This is a genomic window from Nonomuraea cypriaca (assembly GCF_015645445.1).
Classification (GTDB): Bacteria; Actinomycetota; Actinomycetes; order Streptosporangiales; family Streptosporangiaceae; genus Nonomuraea; species Nonomuraea cypriaca.
In genome coordinates this window covers 1-569 of record NZ_JADOGI010000580.1, presented here as the reverse complement: position 1 = coordinate 569, position 569 = coordinate 1, and the positions used below count along the sequence as shown (strand labels likewise).

The 569-nt window shown below is 66.1% G+C and carries 2 protein-coding genes; both read left to right on the top strand.

The genetic code is table 11. The features are described 5' to 3' along the window. The first annotated feature begins 151 nt into the window (after window positions 1-151). The gene (locus ITP53_RS55725; RefSeq protein WP_195903544.1) at window positions 152-331 is read left to right on the top strand and encodes a site-specific integrase; all 180 of its coding nucleotides are present in this window, start codon (window positions 152-154) and stop codon (window positions 329-331) included. Further along, the coding region (locus ITP53_RS55720; protein WP_195903543.1) for a site-specific integrase at window positions 328-569 on the top strand (242 nt) is incomplete at its 3' end. The genes ITP53_RS55725 and ITP53_RS55720, both read left to right, overlap by 4 nt.

Sequence of the window (569 nt, the reverse complement as noted above, 5' to 3'; positions counted from 1 at the left end):
AGGGCTGCTCCCACCCTCCCCGGCACCACCCGGATCAGGCTGCCCTCAGCTCCGCCTCCCTGCTGCGACAGGGTCAGCGGTGAAGGTCTTTCACCTCCACTCAACTCACAGCGCCTCACGGCGCACCTACGACCTCAGACACACCTTCGCGGTGACCACCATGGCGAACTGGTACGCCACCGGAGCCGACGTCGCGCACCTGCTGCCCGCTCTGTCGACCTACCTCGGACACATCAGTCCCGCGACCACGTACTGGTATCTGCACGCCTGCCCGCAGCTGATGACCGAAGCCGCCAAGCGCCTGGAAGCCTCCTGGGAGGAACCATCATGACCAGCCTGGCCCCGATCATGCAGGGATACTTCACCGAACGGCTCACCGACCGCCGCGCCAGCGAACACACCATTGCCGCCTACCGCGACACCTTCCGCCTGCTGCTGCACTACGCCCAAGCCCAACTCGGCCGATCACCTGCGGCCCTGGACCTGGCCGACATCGATGCCGCCCTCGTCTGCGGCTTCCTGGACCATCTCGAGACCGACCGGAACAACAGCATCACCACTCGCAACGC